This is a genomic window from Pseudomonas sp. LBUM1673, from assembly GCF_059695645.1.
This window is the reverse complement of record NZ_CP166780.1, coordinates 1,990,165-2,015,205: the sequence shown is the minus strand read 5'-3', so window position 1 is coordinate 2,015,205 and position 25,041 is coordinate 1,990,165. Positions and strand designations below refer to the sequence as shown.

Below are 25,041 nucleotides of genomic sequence, written 5' to 3'. Positions count from 1 at the left end.
GGCTCAGAAGCCCAAGCTCAAGTGTTCAGCAATAGGACCCAGCGCTAACGCCGGCAGGAACGTCAGGCCACCCACCAGCAAAATAGTCACGGTCAACAGGGTCACGAACAGTGGGCCATGGGTCGGGAAGCTGTTCTGACCGATCGGCGCGGTTTTCTTCATCGCCAGGCTACCGGCCAGGGCCAGAACCGGGAGGATGTAACCGAAGCGACCGATCAACATGCCCAGCCCCAACATCAGGTTGTGGAACGCGGTGTTCGCCCCGAATCCAGCAAACGCCGAACCGTTGTTGGCACTGGCCGAGGTGTAGGCATAAAGCAACTGACTGAAACCGTGAGGACCGGGGTTGCTCACCGCCGCGACCGGGCCTGGCAGGCTGGCGGCAATCGCGCCGAGCACCAGCACGCCGACTGGCATCACCAGCAAGGTCACCACCAGCAGCTGAACTTCCCGGGCTTGCAGTTTCTTGCCGAGGTATTCCGGAGTGCGCCCGATCATCAGCCCGGCAAGGAACACCGCGATCAGCACGTTGAGCAACATGCCGTAGAGCCCGGCTCCGACGCCGCCGAAAATCACCTCGCCGACCATCATGTTGATCATCGCGACCATGCCGCTCAGCGGGTTGAGGCTGTCGTGCATGCCATTGACCGAACCGTTCGACGCCGCAGTGGTGGTCACCGACCACAGCACGGTGGCGGTGGTGCCGAAACGCGCTTCCTTGCCTTCCAGCGGCGCGGTCTGCTCGACGGCGACGTTGGCCAGGGTCGGATTGAGTTGGTATTCAGCCCACAGTGAGGTCGCGCCGCCGATCAAAAACAGCGCCAGCATGCAGGCGATGATCGCGCGGCTTTGACGCAGGTCTTTCACGTAGTGGCCGAAGGTGAACACCAGCGCGACCGGGATCAAAATGATCGAGGAGACTTCGAACAGGTTGCTCCAGGCCGTCGGGTTCTCGAACGGGTGCGCCGAGTTGACACCGAAGAAGCCACCGCCGTTGGTGCCCAGTTGCTTGATCGCAATCTGGCTAGCGGCCGGGCCGAGCGGGATCACCTGATCGACGCCCTGCATCGTCACAGCATTCACGTAGTGAGCGAAGGTTTGTGGCACGCCCTGCCAGACCAGGAACAGCGCCAGCAGCAGGCACAACGGCAGCAGGCCATAGAGGGTGGCACGGGTCATGTCGACCCAGAAGTTGCCGAGGGTTTTGGTGGATTTGCGACCGATGCCACGACATAGCGCAACCAGCACAGCGAGCCCGGTGGCGGCGCTGACGAAGTTCTGCACGGTGAGGCCGACCATCTGACTCAGGTAGCTGAGGGTCGCTTCGCCGCTGTAGGACTGCCAGTTGGTATTGGTCATGAAGCTGACGGCGGTGTTGAACGCTTGCGTCCACTCCTGACCCGGCAAATTTTGCGGGTTCAGCGGCAAGTGGTCCTGAAACAGCAGGATCGCGAACAACAACAAAAAGCTCGCGAGGTTGAAGGCGAGCAAGGCCAGGGTGTATTTCTGCCAACTCTGTTCAGCCTGCGGATCGACGCCGGCCACCCGATAGCAGCCACGCTCCACCGGCCCGAGGATCGGCGAAAGCCAGGTGCGCTGCCCTTCCATCACCTTGTAGTAGAAGCGCCCCAGAAACGGCGCAGGGATCAACACCACGGCGAAGAAGGCGAGGATCAGCCAATAGTCATAACTGTGCATAGCCGCTCCTAGTTCCGGTCCGCGCGCAACAGCGCAACCAACAGATAAATGAACAGCCCCACTGCCAATAGCAGTGACACCCCGTCCAGAACGCTCATGGAAGTTCTCCGTGTTACGGCGTATTGCCGCGTGTGGAGTGATTGTCTGTAGGGAGGCTGTAAAGGCGCGAGATCGAGGGGTGGGGCGGGGCATAAATAAAGCGTAAAGAGTGGGTTTATGGCTTTGTTACAGCGGTGTTCGGGCGGGCCTCTTCGCGAGCAAGCCCGCTCCCACAGGGATTGGCGTTGTGTGGGCAAGCGTATTCCTAATGTGTGTGGGCTTGCTCGCGAAGGCGGCAGAACAGCCAACAACGCTCCCAACTGGCGCACAAAAACCCGGTATTCAGCCGCGAACATCCCCGATACGACAGCTTTCAGCGCTTTACGACGTCCACCTGCAAAATGGCACGCCCGCTGCACACGCCCTCCCCCGAGCTTTTCCAAACCGTTCAGGGGGCAACACATGAACACACAACTCAAACCTACGCTGGGCACGCTGCACCTGTGGGGTATCGCGGTCGGGCTGGTGATTTCCGGTGAGTACTTCGGCTGGAGTTACGGCTGGGGCGTGGCCGGTACACTCGGCTTTCTGGTGACTTCCTTCATGGTCGCCACGATGTACACCTGTTTCATCTTCAGTTTCACCGAGCTGACCACGGCGATTCCCCATGCCGGTGGTCCCTTTGCCTACAGCCGCCGCGCCTTTGGGGAAAAAGGTGGATTGATTGCCGGGCTGGCGACCCTGATCGAATTCGTCTTCGCCCCACCGGCGATAGCCCTGGCGATCGGCGCCTACCTGAATGTGCAGTTTCCGGCCCTCGACCCGAAACACGCGGCGGTCGGTGCCTACATTGTGTTCATGGGCCTGAACATCCTCGGCGTGAAACTCGCTGCGACTTTCGAACTGGTGGTCTGCGTATTGGCGGTCGCCGAACTGCTGGTGTTCATGGGCGTGGTCGCCCCGGCGTTCAGCTTCAGTAACTTCGCCCTCAACGGCTGGGCCGGCTCTGATGTATTCGGTGCGCCCGCGATTGCCGGGATGTTCGCGGCCATACCGTTTGCCATCTGGTTTTTCCTGGCCATCGAAGGTGCCGCCATGGCCGCCGAAGAAGCCAAGGACCCTAAACGCACGATTCCCAAGGCCTACATCAGTGGCATCCTGACCCTGGTGCTGTTGGCCATGGGCGTGATGTTCTTCGCTGGCGGCGTCGGTGACTGGCGCACCCTGTCGAACATCAACGATCCGCTGCCGCAAGCCATGAAAGCCGTGGTCGGCGAAAGCTCCGGCTGGTTGCACATGCTGGTGTGGATCGGCCTGTTCGGCCTGGTGGCGAGTTTCCACGGGATCATCCTCGGCTACTCGCGGCAGTTCTTCGCCCTCGCCCGGGCCGGTTACCTGCCGGCATCCCTGGCCAAACTGTCGCGCTTCCAGACCCCGCACCGGGCGATCATCGCCGGTGGTGTAATCGGCATCGCGGCGATCTACAGCGACGGATTGATCAACCTCGGTGGCATGACGCTGACGGCGGCGATGATCACCATGGCGGTATTCGGCGCGATCGTGATGTACATCATGAGCATGCTCAGCCTGTTCAAACTGCGCAAAACCGAGCCGAACCTGGAACGCACTTTCCGCGCGCCCTGCTACCCGTTGCTGCCATTCATTGCGCTGGTGCTGGCGGTGGTTTGCCTGGTGGCGATGGCCTGGTTCAACACCTTGATCGGGCTGATCTTCCTCGGATTCATGGCAGTGGGTTTCGTGTACTTCATGCTCACCGCACAATTGCGTGCCGATGCGCCGGCGGATGCGATGTTGACCGGACTCTAAACAGCCACAGTGCTGCTGTCAGATCAGGCATAGAATGGAACCACTGCGAAATCCCATCGCTCAAAAGTGGTATGCAGGATCGGTTGGCGAAACTCTCGCCCATCCGCCTGCCCTTAAGGAGAACTCCTATGCCTTGGTATGCCTGGTTGATTCTGATCGTTGCCATCGGCTCGATCGTTGGCGGTTTGATGATGCTGCGCGACACCGCCCACAAGGTCGAATTGACTGAAGAGCAACGTAAGCGCGTCGCCGAACGCAACGCGGAAGCGGACGCCAAGGATGCGCAGGACCGCTAAAACAAAAACCCTGTCATTCTCATTGAATGACAGGGTTTTGCGTTTCTACTTTTCCCAATCCGCCTTGGCAATGTGCAAGCCATGCAACCCTTTGTACGCCGCACGCTCCGGCTGGCTCCAGCCCTCAAGCAACGACTCCTCCAACCGATAAATCTCCACGCCTAATGGGCGACACACACTCAGCGGATCCTGCGCATCCGGCCCCCACATGGCGAGCGACAGATCGCCACCCGGGCAAGTCGAAAGCGCGCACAACAAATCAATCTCGGCAAAGAACTCCAGATAATCACCCTGCTGCGCCGGACAGGCTTTCATGAAGTACATGTCATCGTGGTTGAGGCCAGTGCACTGAAAAATGTTCAGCACGTCATGCACGTCAAACTCGGTCAGGCCATGGGGCAACACAGCCCGAGTCAGGTTGGAGTGGCAGTGATGATGGAAATCCTCGCCTGTGAGCATTTTGTTCACATACGGATCGCAGCGCGTCCCCAGCAAATCGTGCAAACGCCCGCCGTGTTCATCGATACCGTAACCGGCCAGACTGTCATCGGTAATGGTCACCAGCGGTCGTAAGAAAGGCAGGTTCGACCAGAGCCGGTCATGGGTGCTGACATGCGCCCCTTGCAACTGCCGGGTCCGCGCCGCCCACAAGCGCTCGCGCGGGTCGTGGGCATTCCAGACATTGAAGTCCCCGACTTGTGGGCCGACCGGGGTCGTGACCCTGAACACATGCCCCGCTGGCACATTCCAGGCGCGGCCAGTGCGGATCGGCACTTCGAACTGCTCGATCAGCGTGCGTCCGGCCTTCTGGTCACGGATCCGTTCGTAGAAGGCAGTGTCTACCTGCAAAGCCGAACCTTTGCTGACTTGATAGGCCGCCGGATAGTCTTTGTACATGGCACACATCCTCGATCAGTGATGGGAAGAAGGGGCAAGCATCTGCAACAGGAGGTGTTCGGAGTCGTCGAGATAAAGGCTCATGGCGTCCCCGGCCGCACGCTTGTCGCCATCGGCCAGTAACTCATGTATCTGCCGGTCGCGCGCCAGCCAGGGCGCCTGAAAACGTGATTCATCGGGAGCGGTGCAAAACACCAGGCGCAGTTGCGCGACGACGTTGGTGAAGAACTCATCGAACAATGGACTGCGCAGCAATCCGACGATGTGTTGATGAAACGCCAGGCTGTGGGTACCGACGGCGCGCCAGTCCTCGCGCTCCCGGGCCAGCTCGGTGGCCTCCAGGGCCTCGAACATCCGGTCGGACTGATACTCACGCAATGACTGACTGGCGCTGATGGCTTGCAACTCCAGGGTGCGACGCACCTTGAACAGATCGCGCACATCTTCGACTTCCAGCCTGCGCACCATCACGCCCTTGTTGCGGACATAACGGGTAAGCCCTTCCTGCCCCAGACGGTGCAACGCCTCGCGAATGGTGTTTCGCGAGGCGTTGTAAGCCGACACCAGATCGTTTTCCACCAGCGCCATGCCGGGCAGCAAACGACCGCCGATGATGTCAGCGCGTAACTCCAATGTGATGTGGTCGGCCAGGGACAATCCGCTGTTCATACTCAACGCCTCGTGATTGTTCAACAATCGTCTGCGAATGAGTAACCACTATTCGTGCCATCGCCTGTCGTGGACTAGTCCTCCCAATATTTGAACAACACGCTGGCGTTCACGCCGCCAAATCCGAAGCCGTTGGACATCGCGTACTCGATCGTCATTGGCCGCGCCTGACCATGAACAATGTCCACGCCTTGGGCGGCTGGATCCGGGTTATCGAAGTTGAGCGTGGCCGGCACCACCTGATCGCGGAGTGCCAACAGCGTAAAGATCGCCTCGATCCCGCCAGCAGCACCGAGCAAATGCCCGGTCGCGGACTTGGTCGATGTCACGGCTATCTTGTTGTCCGAGCCAAACAACGACTTGATGGCGGCCAACTCCCCCAAATCCCCAACCGGGGTCGAGGTCGCATGAGCATTGAGATGCTGCACCTGCGCCGGCGAAATACCCGCCTGGGCCAACGCCAGTGACATCGCTCGTCGCGCACCGTTGCCATCTTCAGGCCCTGCGGTCAGGTGATAAGCATCGGCGCTGGTGCCGTAACCGACCAGCTCGGCCAACGGCTGAGCACCGCGCGCCAGGGCATGCTCCAGGGATTCGATCACCAAAAGGCCCGAGCCCTCGCCCATCACAAAGCCATCACGCCCACTGTCGAACGGCCGCGAGGCGCGCTCCGGGGTGTCGTTGTAACCGCTGGATAAGGCTCGAGCCGCCGCAAACCCGGCGAGGCTGACACGATCGATCGCCGCCTCCGCGCCGCCACACACTGCAATATCCGCCTCGCCGCAGCGAATCAGCCGCGCCGCATCACCAATCGCCTGAACTCCGGCCGCGCACGCCGTCACCGGAGCCCCCAAAGGGCCTTTGAAACCATGCTGGATCGACACATGGCCCGCGGCAAGATTGACCAGAAACGAAGGAATGGTGAACGGTGACAAACGTCGCGGGCCACGGCTGTCGGTGGTGCGCACCGCATCGGCAATCGCGCCGAAACCACCCACGCCCGAACCGATGATAGTTGCAGTACGCTCCTGGGCATTGGCGTCCTGCGGTTGCCAACCGGCCTGTTCCACTGCCTGACGCGCCGCTTCCATGGCAAACAGAATGAAGCGGTCCATCTTCTTCTGCTCTTTGGGCGACGTCGCTCGATCCGGATCAAAACCCGCCTCGGCATCTTCCGCCAGGGTCTGCACCGCGCCACCAACCCGGGTAGACAGATCGGCCACCACATCGTCCGGCAACGCCCGCACCCCGGAGCGCCCGGCCAACAGACGTGCCCAAGCCGCTTCGACACCACTACCCAACGGCGACACCAGGCCCATGCCCGTTACAACCACTCGACGATTACTCATAACGCCAATACCTCAAGCCGATTCATGACGCCTCACTTGTAACGCGCGGCGGCCGTGCTTCTGGACAGATTCGGCGCCATCACTAGACGGGCCGCCACAAAGGTCTCCCACTCGGAGACATTCGGCAACGAAGGAATGGTGATCAACTCACCCTGGTCCAGACCCGACAAAGCCGCGTCGACCATCTCCCCTGCTTCCATGATCATGTCCGCCGGAATCTGGGACGCATCGATACCGGAGCGCTCCAAAATCTCGGTGCGTGTTACGCCTGGCAACACCGCTTGAACCTGGACCCCGGTGCCCGCAAGCTCCGCGTTCAACGACTGAGTCAGGCTCAACACATAAGCCTTGCTCGCGCTGTACGTCGCGTTGAACCGCTCCGGAAACAACGCCACCACGGATGCAATATTGATGATCGTCCCGCGACCGGCCTTGGAAAAACCGGCCGCCGCTGCCGAGGCCAGCCGCGTCACCGTGGTGACGTTCAGCTGAATCAAACGCTCCAGCTGATCCATGTCGGCGTTGGCGAGCAAACCATCCGCCGCGACACCGGCGTTATTGAGCAACAAACTGATACTCGAATCGCTGCGCAGACGCTGCTCAAGCTTCAGCACATCATCCTTTTGCGTCAGATCCGCCTTGAGCACCTCCACCTGAACACCATGCTCGGTGCGCAGCTTGCTCGCTGCGGCCTCCAGCCGTTCTTGATCACGGGCCACCAGCAACAAATCAAAACCATGCGCCGCCAACCGCTGCGCGTAAACCGCACCGATGCCGGAAGAAGCGCCGGTGACAAGGGCCGTACCTTGGGTCTGGACAGAATTCATGACAGTACTCCTGGAGAATGCTTGAGGAAGGCGAAGGCCCGAATGTCAGGGCGCCTCAGCGAATGACGATTTTATTATAGGCATAATACAGCCGCCATATGATAGTCGTAATTTTTTTCATTCCGATGGAAGGTGCCAGGTCGTCCACTGCGGCAGAAGCAAAAAAGGCCGGTCAATGACCGGCCTCTTGGTGTGGATCTACAAGCTTAGTTCACTTCCAGCTTCTCGCGATTCTTGTCCAGAATGGCTTTGCCGATCCCTTTCACTTCCAGCAATTCATCGACGGACGAAAATGGCCCATTACTCTCACGATAAGCAACAATCGCCCTGGCCTTGGCTTCGCCAATCCCGGACAACTCGCGCTGCAGAGTCGGCGCATCGGCCCCATTGAGATCGACCTTGGCGGTTTGAGCCTTGGCGGCAACGTCCAGCATCAAGGGTGCCTTGGCAGCCTCTGGCGCCGCCGTCGGCGCAGCGATGGCCGCAATAGAGGCGCTGGTGAGCAGGGCAAAAACCAGAGAGTAGAAATAGCCAGTACGCATAAATGAAGCTCCATGACATCGATTGGAAGAAGCAGCTTTTCCGAAGCTGCCTCCCAAACTTAGGCGATGTGGCGGAGCTGTCAAAAATGTGTCCGTTACAGGATGTGAAACAATCAGGGCTCGAGGCGACGTTGCTGGTGGATCCAGTCGACGATCTCCCCGTCGGGGGTGTAGCCGCTGACCGTTTCGCGCAGGAGCTGGCGCACGCGGGCGTAATCATCCTCCTCGACAGCGATCAGCAACTCAGTAAGACGCCCCTTGAGCACGTCCCAGGGCAGATGATCTTCGTTGGCGGTCATGATCATCGGATGTGGCGTCGCAGCGACGTTATCCCCGATCAGTAACTCCTCATAGAGTTTCTCGCCCGGACGCAGGCCAGTGAACTCAATGGAAATATCACCGTGCAGGTTCTTCTCCGAACGGATGCTCAAACCGGACAGGTGAATCATCTTCTCCGCCAGTTCGACGATCTTCACCGGCTCGCCCATGTCCAGCACGAACACGTCGCCCCCCTGCCCCATGGAACCGGCCTGGATCACCAGTTGCGCGGCTTCGGGGATGGTCATGAAGTAGCGGGTGATTTTCGGGTGCGTGACCGTCAGCGGGCCACCGGATTTGATCTGACTGTGGAACAACGGAATCACCGAACCGGACGACCCAAGCACATTGCCAAAACGAACCATGGTGAAACGGGTTTTGTTAACGCGCGATACATTGGCTTTATCGCCGAACAGCACGGGGGCAATTTCACGACTCAGGGCTTGAAGCGTCAACTCCGCCAGGCGCTTGGTACTGCCCATGATATTGGTCGGACGTACGGCTTTATCGGTGGAGATCAGCACGAAGTTGGCCACACCCGCCTGCAAGGCAGCCTGAGCGGTATTCAGTGTTCCAATGACGTTATTAAGTACGCCCTCAGCAATGTTGTGCTCGACCATTGGTACGTGTTTGTAAGCAGCGGCGTGGTAAACGGTGTCCACCCCCCAGGTTTTCATCACATCAAGCAGTTTGTGCGGGTGACGGATGGAACCAAGGATGGGCAGCAACTTGACCGTTACCGACTCACGGCAGGCGCGCTGCTCCAATTCCGACAGGATGCTGTAGAGGTTGAACTCACTGTGCTCAAACAGCAGAAGCGTGGTCGGACCAAGGGAGAAGATCTGCCGACACAGCTCCGAACCGATCGATCCGCCCGCGCCAGTGACCATCACTGTCTTGCCTTTGATACAACGCTCGAGCAAATCGGCCTGAGCTGGCACGGCATCCCGGCCCAGCAAATCGGCGATATCCACTTCCTGAATATCTTCAACCTTGACCCGACCACTGGCCAGATCGGTGAAGTTCGGGACACTTCGTACGTGAAGCGGAAAACCTTCCAGAAAATTGAGAATTTCCCGGCGTCGTGCGCGGGTAGATGACGGCAGCGCCAGGAGGATTTCCTGGGCGCCGGTGACGTCGATCATCTGTTGAATATGTTTGGGTTTGTAGACCTGCAGGCCCGAAATGGAGCGATCGGCGATGCTGGGGTCGTCGTCGATGAACGCCACAGGGCGCATCACTCGGCCCATGCGCAACGCAGCAACCAACTGATTGCCTGCCACGCCTGCACCGTAGATGGCGACTTTGGTCAGGCCGTCGTCGCGACTGGTGAACGGTACGTGCTGGGCGGCGGTGAACCAGTCGCCCATGAAGTATTGGCGCATGCACAGGCGCAGACCGCCGATGATGACGAGGCTTAGCCACCAGTAGTTGAAGATGATGGAACGCGGGACGACGGTTTGGTGGTTGCTGTACCAGAAAACGACCACCGCCAGAATGAGCGCAGAAAGGCTGACCGCCTTGATAATGGCAATCAACGCATCATTGCCAAAGTAGCGCATGACGGCCCGATACATGCCAAACCGAATGAACAGAGGAATCGCAATCAATGGCGCGCTGAGAAACAACCACAGGTGAGCCCTCAGAGGCCCAAGCAGATCGTCTACCCCCAAACGAACCACGAACGAACCCCATAGCGAGATCCAGACCAGGAACACGTCCATGATCACCTGAATCAGGCGCTTTCTCTGGCGAGGCATTCCCAAAAGGAATATCCGCAGTCTGTCCATTCCCTTTCCTTCCATTTTTGATCTCAATCAGTCCAAACCATGCAGGGATTGCACCACAGTCACAGAACAATTCCTTCGACAAGCGAAGCAGGCGCCAGGTGCCCGGGCGCGCTTCACGTATTCACTCTAGTCTCTAGCAGAGCGTAAAGAAGTAGAGATTAAACCTTCCAGACAGATAAAATGCACGTCCTGTGCGCATCGCCGATGCCGGTTCTATCACCCGGGATGATGTCAAGTAGACATCAGTCTTTTTTTACGCATTGACAATGCTATTTTTAAACTCAAGATGCGAGGACGCATGGACCAGCAACCGCCCCTGTCCGGTAGATCAGACGCTGAGCTATTCGTCGAAAACTCAAGGAATTCACCGACGCCCCCTGAAGTAGCGATACTTCTGTGTACGTTTAACGGCTACACATTTCTCAAAGAGCAAATCGATTCTTTCATTGCCCAGACACATCAAAAATGGACGCTATACATTTCTGATGATGGCTCTACCGATGGAACGCTTGCACTGCTGGAAAATTACCAGGACCTGATCAACACGCAACGTATACAAGTGTTCAGCGGTCCGCGCGCAGGTTTTGCTGAAAACTTCATGTCGCTGGTAAGAAACGAAAATATAAAAGCAGACTTTTTTGCATTCAGCGATCAGGACGATATCTGGTTCAACAACAAGCTGGAAAGAAGCATCCGACAATTGGAATCGCTGCCCACCCATTTGCCGGCCCTGTACTGCTCCCGAACTCGCCTGATCGATGAAAACCGGAAAATCATTGGTTTTTCACCTGACTTCAAACGAGCCCCGGTCTTCCAGAATGCGCTGATCCAAAGCATCGCCGGTGCCAATACGATGCTCCTCAATGGCGCAGCACGGGACCTCTTGAACAAAATTCCACACGCCATGACCATTGTCGCGCACGACTGGCTTACCTATCTTTTGACGACAGCCTGTGGTGGAAACGTCATCTACGATTCAGAGCCGACGCTGGACTATCGTCAGCACGGTGGCAATGTCATCGGTGCCAACTCCGGTTTCAAAGAACGCATGATACGTCTCGGTAAGTTGATCGACGGACGCTTCAGCCGCTGGAGTGATTCGAATGTGCAGATTCTTGAGTTACTTGAAGGGGAGCTGACTCCGGTGAATCGGCAGGCATTGAATGACTTCAAGCAAGGGCGTCAAAGCTCCATTTTCAAGAGGTTTCGCCTCATGAAAAAATCAGGTGTTTATCGCCAGACCCTGGCGGGCAACATCAGCCTCATTCTGGCAATCTGCCTGAACAAGATTTAACTCGGCGCAGCGGGCACCGATACAAGGTGCCCTTTTCAAAAAGTGCGCTCGCACCGATCACAATTTTTTAATGATGTATCGGCACAGGCGTACGTAATACAGCGTGCGGGTTCTGAGCCGACCCAGCCATTTCTTGCCCAACTTGTGATAAGGCGCCTGAAATGCAAGATCACGAATCACCGCAGTGACGCTCAACTCAGAAGTACGATCCATGCCTGCGTCTATCTGAGCCAAAAGCGTAGGCCTTACATGATGCAGGGCAACCTCCCTGGCGACCTCGGCATGGCTGATAAAGCCACTTGCGACGGCTCTTCTAAGGCACGCCATCCAGACATGGCCGTTCGGGTTCTCAAGAGAGACCCAAGGCTGAGTGTTCATGTCGGTGTAATGCAGCAATGACGTCTGTCCGGCCGAGTAGTGCTCCAGAGAGTTCCACGTCACCGGCACCGAGTAGCCAACCTGTTTCGCGACGTTCATCTCGAACATCAATGCGTGGTACTCAAGCGCCCCGCTGTCCAGATCGGCGACGATGTCTTCTATATTCCAGGCCAGCTGCTCACAGTCCAGGACCATGACGCTGAATTGCGAACGGCGCCCTTGGGTGCCGCTTGCCACCGTCAACAGATCATTGTCACCGAAAGGCTGATTCCAAAGCCCTTCAATGTCCTCAAAGACTTGCATATCGGCGTCCATGTAAATGGCTCGCCCCTTGAACTGACACAACTCCGGGATGAGGAATCGCTGGAAGGAAAAAGGCGTGCGAGCCCGGTTCTCAATACCCTTGGGCTGAGGGATTGGTCGCTGATGGCTATAAATAGCCGACAGTTCGACCGGCAGTGAAGACCGCTCTCTGATCGAAAACTCCAGCACCCGCATTGGCAACCATTCAGCCGGGGTGGCGGCTACAAAGACGCGGACCGGCGTCAGAACAGTATTTCCAGCCATTCCCGTTGGATGATCGTCGGTCTGCAGGTTCATACCTGGTGCCCTCCAAACTGCCAGCCAGCAAGCTTCTGTACAGGCACGGCATTCAAGTATTCTCCACTGACCCTGAATGCAACACTTTCTGACAAGGACAGGTGACTGACCCCATCCGGGCTCATCACCTGGATGGACAAGGAATAGGGGCCTGGAGCCAACTCTGCGCCGCCCAGCTGAGCGACCAGCCGACTGGCAGCGTCAGGCCAACTCAAGTTACAACGAGCTGAGTTCCAATCCATGAGAACACCTTGCGAACTGTCTCTTAAAAATACACAGACCTGAGCATTGGCAGGCAGCCTGGAAACATCGATATCCAGAGCCATTTGCGCGCCATAAGGGATAGTCTGTCCCGAAGGCAGTACGCTTCCATCAATCAACAAGTCAAATGACACCAGTTCCGGATTCAACACGTGACCGCGTCCCTTCTCGCTTTGGTCACCCAACTTGTCCTGATAGATGGAAATGGCTTGTTGTATACCGCCATCAAAAATGACCCGGCCCTTCTCAAGAAAGAAACCGCGATCGCACATGCGTGCAACTTGCCCGATGGAATGAGAGACAAACAACACCGCAGCATTACGTGCCAGCTCATTGACTCGTTCATAACACTGCAGCCGAAATGAAAGATCACCCACCGCGAGCACTTCATCGATGATCAGGATGTCGGGCTCAATGACCGTGGAGGCAGCAAATCCCAGACGGGATTTCATCCCCGAGCTGTAAAATTGCACAGGGGAATCGAAAAACTCATTGAGCCCGGCGAAATCCTGAACAGCGCTAATGTAGTGTTTGAGCTCTTTGCCGGATTTCCCCATAAGCTGACCGCGTACAGATACGTTGTCCCTGCCCGTCATGGAAGGCACAAATCCGGCACTCATTTCGAGCAGGAATCCAATTTCCCCTTTGCGAGAAATCTTGCCGCGGTCGGCAACCAGCTTTCCCGCTATGCACTTGAGTAACGTGCTCTTTCCTGCGCCGTTGTGTCCCAATACTCCAAGTACTTCGCCTCTGTGCAACGAAACATTGATATCCCGCAGAGCCCAAAACTCGGAGTCGCGCAATTCAGTGGATGCTGCGCCTCGTGACAACGCCCCCCGCAGCAAGTCTTTAGATGCATATTTGACGGATGATTTCAGGTCCCTGGAATACTTCTTCCACAAACCGTCGATTTCAAGCAAAGCACTCATCAGTTACCCATCCGTTCAAGAAGAATTGGCACCTGACGACTCAAGGACTTGATCAGCCAACACAGTACCAGAAGCGAAACCCCCATCGCGATCAACATCGGGAGCATATAAACAGACGCCTCACCGTGCAGGGATCGGGAGATGACCGCCAGAGGAGAGGCAACAGGGTTGAAAACATTCACCCAAAACAACGCGCCACTTTTTTGCTCAAGGGCCGCATAAAAAATGGGGGAAATCAGAATCATCGGCAAGCTGATTGAACTGAGGCCTTTACGCACATCGGCGTACAGTACAGCCCAGGGCGCTAACAGCAGGCCGAGCATGGTAGCCGATATCAACAAGGCAATCAGACTGCAGAAAAACCAAAGCCATGACGAGATATCCGTGGGCAACGTAAGCCCGAGCACCGGAACAGCGATCAAAATCAGTACGACCCTGACGACCAGCGCGATGATGCCCTCAAACGCAACCGCCAGTACGAAAGGAACGGGTCCTACGTTCATGCCCTTGAGCAAACCGCGATTGCGTCGAATGAATTCGGAAGTTTCCTGAACCATGTGCATCCAGCACTGAAACAGCGTGATCCCGGCAAAGGCGCGCAATACATCCCAGCTTCCTTCCACCGAGTGGGCGGCTTCGCCGTTGAGTTGACGTTTTACAAAGATATAACAGGCGGCGTAAAGCATCGGGATGATTAGCGTCCAGGCATAACCCAACGCATGCTGCTTTATCTGCATGACAATACTGCGACGTGCCAGCGCTAAACTTGAGTTGATAATACTTGCGATCATAGTGACGGACATCCTCAGCGCACAACAGATTGTGAAATTATCGAAAGAACCTGCGCTGCAATTTCATCCAGTCGTGCCTTTGACGCTTGCGATTGAGACATATCCACCGCATAGCATTCAAGAAACCAATCTACAAAATTCTTGTATCTTACTTCCAATTCAGCTGCGGTACTATTCTGCACATAACCCCAAGCCTCATCCAAAGTGGTCGGCGTCGCGTTGAACGTAACACAGTCGTACTCCACGCGACCGAAAGTGACAACGGGCTTGACTTGTAACAGGGCCTCAAAACCCACGCCACTGTTAATGGTATAAACCGCAGTAGCATGCGCGATTAAATCCTGAACATTGGCCTCACTGTAAAAAATGTTCGTGTTGTCGACCATTTTTTCGAAAGGTTTCATGCTTTTCATGTTTGCCGGATGAGGCTTGAGTACCACAGTGACGCCATTTTTCTTCGCCCATTCCACCAGCGACCCGACGAGCACTTGTTCTGAAAAATCGGAAAACAATTGAATCGATTGATCTGTAGGAATCTGCAAAGGAAAAAAGATATAGGGGCGCAGCGTGCGGCGAGGGAACCAGCGGCCACTGATATCAAATGGTAACAAACCTTCATCAATCAACTGCCTCTGCGACTTGGCAGCTTGCTGGGCAAACTTGCTTACCAAGCGGCCATCCGCGAGACGCGATCGATATTCCTCAAAAGAGGTTTGGGCCTTGTCAGAGTTAATATTTCGTGCAACAGGATAAACGCTGGAAGCTGCACTCCAGCCTCGCCCATCGACAATAAAGGCCCATCGAAAGAACTCTTGCATGTAAAACAACACCGGAGTCTTGCCATCCAAAAAATTCAGGTGACATCGATGGGGAACAAACGCGAGAGCCGCCCCATCGGCATCAATTCTTTCACGATCGATTTCCCAACCTGGTAATTCGATAACGTTGACGGTGAGACCGGCACGTTCAAGCGCATTGGCCATGCGCACGGCAAACTCCTTCCAGCGCAAACGCAGGTCGATAACGTCATCGCTAACCACAGGAAACTGAGCAGATGCAGCTGACATCTTTCCCCAGGGAAGGTCGAGCCTGGGAATGTAAAAGGCAATAGTCCGAGTGGAGGCTTCCAGGTTCAGGGACCGATTACCAAGGCTCTGGATGGACTTCCCTTCCACTGCCGTGGCAATCCGTGAACGAATCCATTCATTGGCCATTGAGTTGTCTACAGTAAAAAACTCTTCAGCCAGATGTTGGCTAATGGTACGTTTTTGCGTGTCGTCACAAAGCAGGTTCTGAAGCAGAAAAAAACGCAGATCATAAAGTTTGAGACCGCCTTTGCCGGCCCAGAGAATGCTGGAAGTGGAAAATGTCCAATCGGCATATTTACGCTTCAAATTGTAAAACCTGAGCTGATCGGCATATGCGTTCATCTGCCTGAAGAACAACCTTTGATCGACAAACCATTCTAGCGAGCGTTCAACAACGCCCTTGTCGATTTCGCTGGAGATTTCTCTCAGCAACCGAATAACCCGCTCCGAAGGAGCCAGCCAGATAGACCCCGTAGCAATAGCCAAATGCTCTGGCTGATCCTCGGTCAGGTTTCGCCGAACAATAATGACATCGGCGTTTGTTTTGTTCGAAAAATCAAAATCAAACGGATTAACCACCAACGAATCAGCATCAATGCTGAACACAGGAACAGAAAATGTAGACAATATATTAGAAAGTTGCAGAAAGCGGGCACTGGCGTAATAAGCGCGCTGCTGATCTGTATTCAGAGCTGAAAGATCAATGGTTTCAAATGATACGCTGAGTCGTGTCGACACCAAACAGCCAGACAGGATTCCGATACGGCTTACGGTGTCCGCACCGGGATTGATGACGTGTAAAAAGAAGGTAGCACCTGGAGAATACAGATCTACACTTTTGATCAAAGAGATGGCATAACCGAGATAACCCGCATCACAGGCAGAAAACAGTAAAAGGGGCTCATCACCGCTTACTTCCGGAGCGATGAACCACTGCACAGTCCGATTAACCATTCTCACAACACCTTGCCAAAACACATTTTAAAAATCCAATACAATATAGCATCGAACACTCACTACAATTTCTCGACGCCTGAACCATGACGAGCCTCTACTTTTTGCACACATTCAGACGTTCGTTGTCACGCTCCAAAGCAGACCGCTCCAGCACAGGATAGAGATCATGCTGCTGTTCAAACCGATTGGCGCCGGCCTCAAGCGCCAATACAAGTAAACCGCTGCCGACACACGTTCCCATATGATCCTCGTCACTGAACAGGCTCCAGTCGTTCATGTAACCCAGCTCCGGTTTGTCAAGATCGATAAAGGGAATCTGATACTTCGTGGAAACACGTAACAAGTCCTCAACATGCTGTTGAAGGCCATACTTGACCTGGAATGCATAGAGATCCGAGCGCACCGGAGGTTGAAACAATACGATCTGGATACCATGATCACGTCCCCACAAGGCAAACATGTCAAATAAACCATCCCACGGGGCGTTACTCGAAATATCCCTCAGGCGTTGAACCTTGATGTTGTCATTGGTCACTTCAGGCAGCATTTCAGCCTTTTCGGTCAGCGTCCTGAATTGCCCCTTCGTCTCGCCGTTTGCCTCAAGCTTTCCGAGCAAAGGATCAGCTTTGACAGGCATCGACTCCTGCGACCCCGGCAATAAGGACGAGAATCGAAATTCACTTCTGTGCCGACGCATCTCCGGCTTCCAGCTTGCCATTGACGCGTTGGTCAGCTTGCCCGCCTCAGCAAACACCTGCTGGCAACCAGGCACATCGCTTGAGCACAAGGGCGCCAGAGTTTTAAATAGCGGGAAGTACTTAAGATGGTCAGGCTCGACAACCAACCTGCCGGGGCGTCGCAACAAAAAAGAAGCTTCAACGTAAACCCGCTTCAAATTTGGAAATTTCAAGCGCAGGATTTCTGCCTGAAGCAACAACCCATAAGTAATTTCGTTGTACGTGTTTCCGGCCCCCACGACCGCATCCGGCACACCGAACTTGCTGGGGCGCAGCACCTTGCTGCGTGAAGTACCGACATAGCCAGAGGTCACCTCGGCCGGATCGGGGTACTGGCTAAACAAGGCAACGTTCTGAATCAGCAACTGATTACCCAGTTCACGCCCCGATATCGTCATGTTCGGCAACGCCGTCATCAATGCCGAAGCACTTTGCATGACATCCGGTTGTTTGAGGGATTCACGATAACGAACGGCAACTTCCAGGCCAATAAACCCAACGACCACCAACACAGCCGTCAGTACGTATAACTTGAGCAGACTGGATCGCGTCAACCTCAAGCTTCTAGAATTGAAAGTATATGAAGTCATTGCCGTCTACATAATAGATGTAAGAGAAAAGAACCAACGAGGCAAAGCCGAATGCCGCCTGCCAGGGAAAGGCGTTCGTAATATCACGCTGGTAGGTCGTCCGGTGAACAAACCATTGCAATGGCAAGTAAAGGAGCAGCAACTCGAAGAACAACGGCGCGAGCTTCGTTTGAGCCCAGCCCGAGGCGGGAATAACGATACGCTCGAGCATCATCATTGCGTCACCGGCATTGGCTGCACGGAAAAATATCCACGCCACAAAAACCACCGTCATGGTCAACAACCACGCAACCGGTACCCATTGCAGCACTCGCTTCAACGACAAGGGCAAACCGCTATTCTCGAACCAGCGATTAATGGCCAACGCACCACCGTGCAAACCACCCCAGATGATGAAATTCCAGCTGGCGCCATGCCACAATCCACCCAGCAACATAGTCAGGATCAGGTTTCGTTGAATTTTCCATTTGGCCTGGGTGCGCGAGCCACCTAGCGCAATGTAAAGGTAATCTCTCAACCAGTTGCTCAGGGTGATGTGCCAACGGCGCCAGAAGTCCTTGATGGACAGCGATGAATAGGGGGCATTGAAGTTGTAAGGCAGCACATAACCGAAAAGCAACGCCGCTCCCAAGGCCATGAGCGAGTAGCCCCAGAAGTCGCACAGGATCTGTACGCCAAACCCGATAACCGCGAAAAGATTGTCAAGCCCGGAGTACTGGTCTGGCGCCTTGAATATGACGTTGATAAAAGGAGCTATCCCGTCAGCGATCCCGCACTTGAGTGCCAGGCCGGCGATAAAATAGTAGAGGCCGTTGTAGCAATGAGCGCCATCCAGTCGTTGCTTCACGTGTATCTGAGGCATGAACTGGCTTGCCCGACAGATAGGGCCGGCGATGAGGTGTGGAAAAAACAACACGAAAATGGCGAAAACGACCGGATTTTTCTCGTGCTTGAATTTTCCCTGGTAGACATCGACCTGATAGGAAATCAATTCGAAAACATAGAACGAAATGCCGAGCGGCAGAATCACCTTCAGCAAACCTATTTCAAACGAAGGGTCCTTGAGCCTGGCGACGTACTCAATATTCTCCAGAAAGAAATTCATGTACTTGAAGTAACACAGTAATGCGAGATTCAGCACACACGAAAGAATCAGCCAAGCACGCGTTTTGGTGGCCGAGACCTTGCCGGCAATAAGCCAGTTGACGGCGATAACCCCCAGCAACATGAAGCCGAACTCTTTGCTCCAACTCATGTAGAAATACAAGCTGGACAGCAGCACGATCCATTGCCTGCCGCGCAATGATGGGCACAACCAGTAGAAAGCCAGGGTGATCCCCAGCAAAATTACATATTCTATGGAGTTGAATAACATCGCCAGTTAATTCCACATCATCTATTTATTTTTTGAACAGCCGTATTCACAACGCCTGTGCACGCCTTACAGACACTAACGCCTACCGCTATGGGCCATGTCAAAAACCTGGACCAGCTGCCTTTCAAGCTTGTCGATCGAGAACTGTTCAGCACAGTAGGTTTGAGCAATCTTCAGCGCCTGCTCCCGCGACTGCGGCGAATCAAGAGACTGTATCAACGCATCATGCCATTGCTCATTCACCAGCACTCCGCCACCGTCCGGAATTACCTTGCTGTACACCGGGATGTCGGATGCCATGACAGGAATCCCTGCCGCCGTATATTCGATGAACTTTGTCGGTGCCTTGCACAGGTTAAAGTCTTCGTTGACCAGAGGTGCCAAGCCAATGTCCCAGTTCAAACCGGCCAGCACGGAAAGAAACTCCGCGTAAGCTTTATTGACCTTGTGGCTTTTAACCCTGTCGCCGAAGCGCACAAGGCCCTCTGGCATCTGGATGGTACCGAACACCTCAAAGTGCAACTCGGGCCTTTCGTCAAGCAGGCGCTCAAGCGCCGGCACAACCAGGTCCAGGTCTTCCTGATGCCCCTTGGACCCCATGTAACCTATCGTCTGATACGGACGCTCCTGACGGACAATAGTGACCCGCTCCCCCATGAACGGCGCATACATGCCGTGATAAATGGGTTGGTGGGGAAACAATCCGCCCAGCAGACCTGCCAGATGAGAAGTGGATGCGTAGATAAGATCACAATGGGCGAGCAGATATCGACGTGCATCGACAACGTCCTGGGCGCCCTGGCGTTTCTGGATCTCCGCTCCCAGCGAATGGGGGATTTCCAACAGGTTATCGTCGATGTGATAGACAACCGGAATGTTCTGCGCTTTGAAGTAATCGACAATATTGGCGCCAAATGGTTGACCGTATCGAGTAATGACGACCAGATCCGGCTTGAACGAATCACTCCATTGCTTCCAGCACCCCTCCCCCTTATGGGCGACCAGGTTCTGGGAAACAACTGCAAAATTCACCTCCCCCCGGCGATGCATCTCGCGCAGGGGAAGATCGAAACTGATGAAATAGGTGGCGTTCACATTCTCGGTAAAAATCAGAATGTTCCGGCCATTCGGGTTACCCGCCTGGAAAACGTCGAACTCACTCGACGTCCCGGTAGCACGCGGACTGAACAGCGACTTGAGAAACGCAATCATGCGTTGGAAGCCTTCTGATCGCCCAATCCCTGTTCAGCCTGGAGTTTGGCCTCATACGCCTTGATCACTTGTTGACGATGGCGTTTGGCTTCATAAACAGCCTTGTGGGGAATGTAGCCCGACAGTTTGTCAGTAGCCGCATTTTTCTTGTCCCACAGACCGTGCAGGAATGATGGAATAAAATGGCGATATTTGATGTCGCGCAGCAGTGAAGGCCTGAAGTAACCGAGGTCGATTTCTTTCTGGATAGCTGCTTCGGTCAATGTCCCGTCCGCCAGCATCATCCGCACTTCGGCAAACCATGGCCAGGCGTTCTTGTTGCCACAAGCGGACCAAGGCTGGGTGTAGACGTCGGTGTAGTGAATCAACCGAGTGTCCGTGTCCCAGTGCTCCAGGCTGTTCCATTCGAACGGCACACCGTATTTGACGTGTTCCTCGTCCAGAATGATCAGCTGCGACATGAGCTGGTCGTAGTCATAACGCCCTTCATCCATGCCACCCACGATGGTTTCAACGTCCCAGTCCAGGCGCTCACAATCGAGCAGCATCACGGCGCACTGCTTCTTGCGGGTTTTCGGTGCGCCGACTTTCTGGGTCGACTCGTCAGTGAACTTCACTTCCTGCTGGATGATGATCTTCGCGCCATCGAACGGAATGTTCCACAGCTCGCGAATATCGCGAAACACCAGCATGTCGGCGTCCATATAGATCGCCTTGCCCTTATAGCCACTGAGCTTGGGAATGCAGAAACGACTGAAGGAAAACCCGGTTCGCTGCCCGTTACGCGGGTCCAACGGCTCAGGCACCGGAAGGTCAAGCATAGGGATAACTTCAACCTTGGCCGTGGTATGTCGCTTGATCGAATACTCGAGGACGGGAACGGCTAATAGCTGCGAGCGATCAACACCCACATATACCCGTATCACTTCATCTTCATGAACCATTCGAAAATCCCTCTTAAACGTTAGCGTTCTTGAATTCTACCTTCGCCCACTCGGCTAGACGCTCTACGCCCGACTGAATGCTGACATTCGGGTTCCAGTTCAAAGCGGCCTGGGCGGCGGTAATGTTGGCGCACGCATAGCGAATATCACCGATCCGGAACTGGCCGGTGATTTTATAAGAGGTGTCGCTCACGCCCAGATTGCGCATCAGCATTCTGGCCATTTCAAGGATCGAGACCGGCTCGCCGCTACCAATATCGAGAATGGTGCCATGGGCAACGTCGGCGTTGTTTGCCTTGACCAGCGCGTCCACGATGTCATCTACAAAAACGAAATCACGGGCAATATCGCCGTCTTCGAAAATCGCCAGCTCGCCACCGGCAAGCAGTTGACGAGCGAAGATCGACAATACGCCGGTATAGGGGTTACGCAGGGACTGGCCCGGGCCGTAAACATTCTGGAAGCGCAGAATGGTCGCATCCCACGGTGCGCCGTCACCGGCCTGGCACAGCAGGTATTCCTGCATCAATTTGGTTGAGGCGTAAACCGAAGCCGGTGCCGGTGGCAAACCCGCATGGCTGGCGATAGGCCGAGCCGGCAGCACCGCCCCTGCCGGCAACGGCACCGTGAAGTCACCGGCGGTCATCGCCTGTGGCTGGCGTGGCAAGCCCACATACTCCACACCCCGGGCATCGGCGTAACCGCCCTCACCGTATACTGCCCGCGATGCAGCCAGTACGACCTTGCGCACATTGTTCTGCTTGCGAAGCGCTTCGATCAGGTGGGTTGTCCCCAATACGTTGACCGAACAATAACGAGACGGCTCATCGTAAGACTGGCCGGTACCGGTTTCTGCTGCCAGGTGATACACCAACTCCGGATCAGCGTCGCTTACGGCTTGCATGAGCGCCTGGGCATCGGCGACATCGCCGCGAACAAAACGTACATTCTGCGGCAGAATCGGATCGACAGCGTCGGCGCCATGGACCTGAGGGTGCAGGTTGTCGAAGACCCAAATGGAGCGAGAAGCATCTTGCTTGAGCAGGGCCTTGACCAGACGACTACCGATGAAGCCGGCACCGCCGGTGATGAAAATACGCTGTGTCATTGATTTGTTACCTGGGCATGTAGTGATGTTGAGCAAACCAAGTCGTCAACTATTCGGGCGGCGGCATCGCCTTCCAAGACCATACGGTTTACAAAGCGCTCGGAAAGGTGCTTGAGCTCTGGCGCTTGGCTTTCATCCAGAACGCGCTCGATGAACGCGGACCAGTTCGCCATCTGCTCGATGGCATAAAGTGGGGCATAGGTCTCAGTGTCCAGATCGCCCTTGACCACCGCAACCGGCAACCCGCGTGCCGCAGCATCGAGGGCTACGGTAGAAGGGCTGGTGATGACCGCTTTCATTCGACCCAACAGGCCTCCAGCGGTATAACGCTCCCATTCGGCTTGCTTGGGATCGGCGATGATCAGGTTCGAGGCGACGGGCTTGTCTCCTTTGTAACGGGAAGTCAGCCACAGGCCCGCGTGATGAGGCTTGATCAAAAAGGTGACGCAAGGGAACTGCTCCGCCAGCGCGGTCACCCCTTCAAGAAAAAACTGCCTATACCCTTCGGAGTAACGATGCCAGTGCAGGTTTTCGAAGACACCGACCACACACGCCTCGGGAGCGATCAACGCATCCAGATCGGCGCTTTCATCCCGGCCAACCTTGGAGCAACCTATCGCAACGCATTTTGCGCGAGTGGCTGCGCTGATATCTGCGTGCAAGGTGTCCAGCCCGCCCCAAAGGTAGATCCTGTCGGCGGCGAAATTGATCCGGTCTATCGAATGGATCTTGTCGCTGTAGGTCAACCCCACATTCTCCAGGCCATGTTGCAAGGTCGCGGTCATGATGCCGGCGACCTTCGCCGCTTCGGTAAGCGTGCGACTGAATCGATGAGGACTGAGATTGGTTTCCGACACTGTCAGCAGCGCTCTGGTCCGGGAACCGAAACGGAATGAAGCCAATGGCTCGATGGCTGGCACCACCCGGACATCGATCTGATGAAGTGACAGGGTTTTCATCACTCGCGGAGACGCCTTGAGCAATGCGTGACTGCACACCACTTGCACTGCTATCTCGCGCTGTTTGAGTTCAAGGATAATGGGCAGCGCAAGATCCAGATCCTGGACCAGGTGCAGTACCACGAGGACCTCCGCTTCGTGGACATCTTCTACGCCGGAGCGTTGAGCGATGACCGATTGCAGCGCCTCTCGCCACAGAGAACCAATGACAGCAGAGCTGAAGTGCTGCTCGATCAGCGTCCTGGCGAGTGCTACGTCCTGGCGACCATTTTCGGTGCTCGACAGATAACGACGCAGCCCCTGCAAAAAATCACCGGTCATGATGCTGCCAGCCAGCGGCGACAGTGCAGGCGTTGCGGTAGCGACGACGGGAATGCCTTGGGTCAGGGCATGAACCGTTCGATTGGCGGACTTGCAGACGCTGAACGGATCGCAGGAGTTGGGGATCAGAACAACCCGTGAAACAGCCATCCAATCGTCTACAACGTTGATCGACCATTCCACATAGCGCGATGCAATGGCCATCGGCTTGATAAAGCGCTCGTACTTGGCAGCATTGTTGCTGATCACTACAAGCTCAACCGGATACTCCAGCGCGATCGCTTCCAGTGCATTCTGGATGAGAAGCAAGTCCAGCATGCCGAAGTTAGCGTAATCGGCACCGTGATTACCGAACCACAGCAAATACATGGTTTTCGACGGATCGCGGGCCGGGGCATTTGAAATGACAGGGGTGATCGCGGGAACGGCGACGACCGGTGCCTTTTTCAAGCTGGCAACTTGTTTGCGGAGCGGGCGCAAGAGCGCTCCCGGAATGGCCATGACCGTCGCGATCGAACCATCCCTGCCACGCTTTTTCCTGAGGCGTTGCAATTGCTTTTTCAGCAAGCGCTTGAACATGCTCAGCAAGCGCTTGAGCGTGTAGATGCCCCCTGAATCCTTGATCTCATTCGACAACTTCTTCCACCGGCTGCGCCACAAGGATGGCGCCATGGATTTTTCAATCGTCCTGGCGTCTTCGATAAGCTTGCTGCCTGCGTCCGTTACCGTTTCCGAAGCCAGACCATCAGGAATGACGTGCACGACAACGCCCGGCACATGGGCCTTTATGACGTCTGACAAAGGTTCGGTGGTTGTCACAACGGCCGTTGCGAGTTGCGCCATTCTGGTGAATATTTCGCTATGCGTGCCCAACGCCCCCCTTCCATAACCAGGCACAAAAATGTTGTCACACAGATCAATAATGACGGGTATGTTCAGTGCTCGGGCACGCTGAACCAATGCCAGGCTTTCAACAGAAAAGGCTTTGACGATGACAAGGGCATCGAGGCTTTCAAGATTGACAGGGCCTCGACTGCTAAACAAACTGCAGATACAGCCTTGCGCTTCAAGTGCCAGCAATGGAAGTAATGCGCGGTAGCGCACACTGGCCATGTCGAGCGACAGTGAGGCGACGCACCAGCCTACATTTATCTGACGTCTATCCATAAGACTTCCCATCTCTGAACACTTCCCCGCCCTTCGGTCAATGCAAAAACAAACGGACCGGCCAATAAATAAAACAAA

Annotated in this window: 21 protein-coding genes; 3 read left to right on the top strand and 18 right to left on the bottom strand. The window is 55.4% G+C overall.

All coding sequences use genetic code 11. The features are described 5' to 3' along the window. Positions 1–3 precede the first annotated feature (3 nt). Both kdpA and kdpF read right to left on the bottom strand, forming a co-directional pair. The gene (gene kdpA, locus ACA044_RS09195; protein WP_497446080.1) at positions 4–1,698 is read right to left on the bottom strand and encodes a potassium-transporting ATPase subunit KdpA; all 1,695 of its coding nucleotides are present in this window, start codon (positions 1,696–1,698) and stop codon (positions 4–6) included. Between the two features lie 8 nt (positions 1,699–1,706). Then, on the bottom strand, positions 1,707–1,796 hold the full coding sequence (gene kdpF, locus ACA044_RS09190) for a K(+)-transporting ATPase subunit F (RefSeq protein WP_007899818.1): 90 nt from the start codon (positions 1,794–1,796) through the stop codon (positions 1,707–1,709). A gap of 403 nt (positions 1,797–2,199) precedes the next feature. On the opposite strand from kdpF, the gene eat reads away from it, so the two are divergent. Next, positions 2,200–3,564: an ethanolamine permease gene (gene eat, locus ACA044_RS09185; RefSeq protein WP_258672872.1), complete on the top strand. Its 1,365-nt coding sequence runs from the start codon at positions 2,200–2,202 to the stop codon at positions 3,562–3,564. Between the two features lie 128 nt (positions 3,565–3,692). Further along, a complete protein-coding gene (locus ACA044_RS09180) occupies positions 3,693–3,860 on the top strand; it encodes a DUF2897 family protein (RefSeq protein ID WP_497446079.1) in 168 nt (55 codons plus the stop codon). A gap of 45 nt (positions 3,861–3,905) precedes the next feature. On the opposite strand, the gene ACA044_RS09175 is transcribed toward ACA044_RS09180, so the two are convergent. From ACA044_RS09175 to ACA044_RS09150, 6 genes are all read right to left on the bottom strand, one after another. After that, entirely contained in the window at positions 3,906–4,757 is an 852-nt protein-coding gene (locus ACA044_RS09175) for an urea carboxylase-associated family protein (RefSeq protein ID WP_497446078.1), read from the bottom strand. A gap of 15 nt (positions 4,758–4,772) precedes the next feature. Continuing rightward, entirely contained in the window at positions 4,773–5,426 is a 654-nt protein-coding gene (locus tag ACA044_RS09170) for a GntR family transcriptional regulator (RefSeq protein WP_497446077.1), read from the bottom strand. 74 nt (positions 5,427–5,500) lie between these two features. Beyond that, a complete protein-coding gene (fabF, locus tag ACA044_RS09165; RefSeq protein ID WP_497446076.1) occupies positions 5,501–6,775 on the bottom strand; it encodes a beta-ketoacyl-ACP synthase II in 1,275 nt (424 codons plus the stop codon). 32 nt (positions 6,776–6,807) lie between these two features. Next, positions 6,808–7,602 (bottom strand): SDR family NAD(P)-dependent oxidoreductase, encoded by a 795-nt coding sequence (locus ACA044_RS09160; protein ID WP_497446075.1) that lies wholly within the window; start codon positions 7,600–7,602, stop codon positions 6,808–6,810. Positions 7,603–7,808: 206 nt separating this feature from the next. Further along, positions 7,809–8,144, bottom strand: a complete 336-nt coding sequence (locus ACA044_RS09155) for a ComEA family DNA-binding protein (protein WP_497446074.1) — start codon at positions 8,142–8,144, stop codon at positions 7,809–7,811. A gap of 113 nt (positions 8,145–8,257) precedes the next feature. Further along, positions 8,258–10,252: a polysaccharide biosynthesis protein gene (locus tag ACA044_RS09150; protein WP_497446073.1), complete on the bottom strand. Its 1,995-nt coding sequence runs from the start codon at positions 10,250–10,252 to the stop codon at positions 8,258–8,260. Positions 10,253–10,550: 298 nt separating this feature from the next. Here ACA044_RS09150 and ACA044_RS09145 point away from each other — a divergent pair, with 298 nt between their 5' ends. Continuing rightward, positions 10,551–11,546, top strand: coding sequence for a glycosyltransferase family 2 protein (locus tag ACA044_RS09145; protein ID WP_497446072.1), 996 nt, complete (start codon positions 10,551–10,553; stop codon positions 11,544–11,546). Positions 11,547–11,603: 57 nt separating this feature from the next. Here the strand turns inward: ACA044_RS09145 and ACA044_RS09140 are convergent, their stop codons facing one another. The 10 genes from ACA044_RS09140 to ACA044_RS09095 all read right to left on the bottom strand — a co-directional run bounded on the left by ACA044_RS09140 (position 11,604) and on the right by ACA044_RS09095 (position 24,963). Next, entirely contained in the window at positions 11,604–12,524 is a 921-nt protein-coding gene (locus tag ACA044_RS09140; RefSeq protein WP_497446071.1) for a glycosyltransferase, read from the bottom strand. Beyond that, positions 12,521–13,714, bottom strand: a complete 1,194-nt coding sequence (locus tag ACA044_RS09135) for an ABC transporter ATP-binding protein (RefSeq protein ID WP_497446070.1) — start codon at positions 13,712–13,714, stop codon at positions 12,521–12,523. The genes ACA044_RS09140 and ACA044_RS09135 overlap by 4 nt, the downstream gene beginning before the upstream one ends. After that, on the bottom strand, positions 13,714–14,505 hold the full coding sequence (locus ACA044_RS09130; RefSeq protein WP_497446069.1) for an ABC transporter permease: 792 nt from the start codon (positions 14,503–14,505) through the stop codon (positions 13,714–13,716). The genes ACA044_RS09135 and ACA044_RS09130 overlap by 1 nt, the downstream gene beginning before the upstream one ends. 14 nt (positions 14,506–14,519) lie before the next feature. Next, on the bottom strand, positions 14,520–16,547 hold the full coding sequence (locus tag ACA044_RS09125) for a capsular polysaccharide export protein, LipB/KpsS family (protein ID WP_497446068.1): 2,028 nt from the start codon (positions 16,545–16,547) through the stop codon (positions 14,520–14,522). Between the two features lie 97 nt (positions 16,548–16,644). After that, positions 16,645–17,841 carry a hypothetical protein gene (locus tag ACA044_RS09120; RefSeq protein WP_497446067.1) on the bottom strand — a complete coding sequence of 399 codons (1,197 nt, stop codon included), beginning with the start codon at positions 17,839–17,841 and terminating at the stop codon, positions 16,645–16,647. Positions 17,842–17,851: 10 nt separating this feature from the next. Then, entirely contained in the window at positions 17,852–19,252 is a 1,401-nt protein-coding gene (locus ACA044_RS09115; RefSeq protein WP_497446066.1) for an MBOAT family O-acyltransferase, read from the bottom strand. A 75-nt stretch (positions 19,253–19,327) separates the two neighbouring features. Next, positions 19,328–20,464 carry a glycosyltransferase gene (locus ACA044_RS09110; RefSeq protein ID WP_497446065.1) on the bottom strand — a complete coding sequence of 379 codons (1,137 nt, stop codon included), beginning with the start codon at positions 20,462–20,464 and terminating at the stop codon, positions 19,328–19,330. Continuing rightward, positions 20,461–21,408 carry a glycosyltransferase gene (locus ACA044_RS09105; RefSeq protein ID WP_497446064.1) on the bottom strand — a complete coding sequence of 316 codons (948 nt, stop codon included), beginning with the start codon at positions 21,406–21,408 and terminating at the stop codon, positions 20,461–20,463. Before ACA044_RS09105 ends, ACA044_RS09110 begins: the two co-directional genes overlap by 4 nt. Positions 21,409–21,421: 13 nt before the next feature. Continuing rightward, a complete protein-coding gene (locus ACA044_RS09100; RefSeq protein ID WP_497446063.1) occupies positions 21,422–22,516 on the bottom strand; it encodes an NAD-dependent epimerase/dehydratase family protein in 1,095 nt (364 codons plus the stop codon). After that, a complete protein-coding gene (locus ACA044_RS09095) occupies positions 22,513–24,963 on the bottom strand; it encodes a glycosyltransferase (RefSeq protein WP_497446062.1) in 2,451 nt (816 codons plus the stop codon). Before ACA044_RS09095 ends, ACA044_RS09100 begins: the two co-directional genes overlap by 4 nt. Positions 24,964–25,041 lie beyond the last annotated feature (78 nt).

Coding starts and splice junctions, on each gene's coding strand:
- kdpA (WP_497446080.1), bottom strand. CDS start 1,698: ATGCACAGTTATGACTATTGGCTGATCCTCGCCTTCTTCGCCGTGGTG.
- kdpF (WP_007899818.1), bottom strand. CDS start 1,796: ATGAGCGTTCTGGACGGGGTGTCACTGCTATTGGCAGTGGGGCTGTTC.
- eat (WP_258672872.1), top strand. CDS start 2,200: ATGAACACACAACTCAAACCTACGCTGGGCACGCTGCACCTGTGGGGT.
- ACA044_RS09180 (WP_497446079.1), top strand. CDS start 3,693: ATGCCTTGGTATGCCTGGTTGATTCTGATCGTTGCCATCGGCTCGATC.
- ACA044_RS09175 (WP_497446078.1), bottom strand. CDS start 4,757: ATGTACAAAGACTATCCGGCGGCCTATCAAGTCAGCAAAGGTTCGGCT.
- ACA044_RS09170 (WP_497446077.1), bottom strand. CDS start 5,426: ATGAACAGCGGATTGTCCCTGGCCGACCACATCACATTGGAGTTACGC.
- fabF (WP_497446076.1), bottom strand. CDS start 6,775: ATGAGTAATCGTCGAGTGGTTGTAACGGGCATGGGCCTGGTGTCGCCG.
- ACA044_RS09160 (WP_497446075.1), bottom strand. CDS start 7,602: ATGAATTCTGTCCAGACCCAAGGTACGGCCCTTGTCACCGGCGCTTCT.
- ACA044_RS09155 (WP_497446074.1), bottom strand. CDS start 8,144: ATGCGTACTGGCTATTTCTACTCTCTGGTTTTTGCCCTGCTCACCAGC.
- ACA044_RS09150 (WP_497446073.1), bottom strand. CDS start 10,252: ATGGACAGACTGCGGATATTCCTTTTGGGAATGCCTCGCCAGAGAAAG.
- ACA044_RS09145 (WP_497446072.1), top strand. CDS start 10,551: ATGGACCAGCAACCGCCCCTGTCCGGTAGATCAGACGCTGAGCTATTC.
- ACA044_RS09140 (WP_497446071.1), bottom strand. CDS start 12,524: ATGAACCTGCAGACCGACGATCATCCAACGGGAATGGCTGGAAATACT.
- ACA044_RS09135 (WP_497446070.1), bottom strand. CDS start 13,714: ATGAGTGCTTTGCTTGAAATCGACGGTTTGTGGAAGAAGTATTCCAGG.
- ACA044_RS09130 (WP_497446069.1), bottom strand. CDS start 14,505: ATGATCGCAAGTATTATCAACTCAAGTTTAGCGCTGGCACGTCGCAGT.
- ACA044_RS09125 (WP_497446068.1), bottom strand. CDS start 16,547: ATGGTTAATCGGACTGTGCAGTGGTTCATCGCTCCGGAAGTAAGCGGT.
- ACA044_RS09115 (WP_497446066.1), bottom strand. CDS start 19,252: ATGTTATTCAACTCCATAGAATATGTAATTTTGCTGGGGATCACCCTG.
- ACA044_RS09110 (WP_497446065.1), bottom strand. CDS start 20,464: ATGATTGCGTTTCTCAAGTCGCTGTTCAGTCCGCGTGCTACCGGGACG.
- ACA044_RS09105 (WP_497446064.1), bottom strand. CDS start 21,408: ATGGTTCATGAAGATGAAGTGATACGGGTATATGTGGGTGTTGATCGC.
- ACA044_RS09100 (WP_497446063.1), bottom strand. CDS start 22,516: ATGACACAGCGTATTTTCATCACCGGCGGTGCCGGCTTCATCGGTAGT.
- ACA044_RS09095 (WP_497446062.1), bottom strand. CDS start 24,963: ATGGATAGACGTCAGATAAATGTAGGCTGGTGCGTCGCCTCACTGTCG.